Origin of the sequence: Burkholderia sp. Ac-20384 (genome assembly GCF_017104605.1) — a bacterium.
GTDB lineage: Bacteria > Pseudomonadota > Gammaproteobacteria > Burkholderiales > Burkholderiaceae > Burkholderia > Burkholderia lata.
The window spans coordinates 1-614 of sequence record NZ_JAAGPE010000692.1; the positions used below are offsets into that span (position 1 = coordinate 1).

A 614-nucleotide genomic window follows, 5' to 3' on the forward strand; every position below is an offset into this window, starting at 1 on the left:
TCCGCCCGCGATCAGTTCGGCGAGCGGCGCACCCGATCCGCCCGCGGTCGGCCCGAGCACCGTCACGCTCGCGGCAGCAACCGACAGATACAGGAACCCGACCACCACGACCGCGATCCCGGCCGAGCGCGGCATGTCGTGTGCGGGCCGGCGGAATTCGGCCGCGAGATGCGTGATCGCTTCCCAGCCGGCGAAACTCCACACGAGCAGCGCGGCCGCCTGGCCGACCGCGAGCCAGCCGTGCGGCGCGAACGGATGCAGGTTCGCGGTGCGCGCATGCGGCGCGGAGGCGAGCACCGCGGCAAGCAGCAGCGTGACGAGCAGTGCCGACAACACGAGCTGCATGCGGCCCGACACGGTGACGCCGAATGCATTCGCGGCCGACACGGTCGCGATCAGCGCGGCAGCCGTGACGATGATCGTCGTGTGCCCGCCGCCCGTGACGGCCGCGACGTATGCGCCGCCGAACATGGCGGCAGCCGGTGCGCCGGCCGGTACCGCGAAGTAGAAGCACCATCCGACGATTGCCGCAGCTTTCGGCCCGAACGCGCGCCGCGCATAGGTCGATACGCCGCCCGCGTCGGGATAGCGCGCGCCGAGTGCGGCGAAGGTGG

General features: G+C 72.3%; 1 protein-coding gene. It reads right to left on the reverse strand.

Going from position 1 to position 614, the window contains the following annotated elements; genetic code table 11:
- On the reverse strand, window positions 1–614 hold a 614-nt coding region (locus G3O00_RS42875), incomplete at both ends, for an amino acid permease (protein ID WP_206146617.1).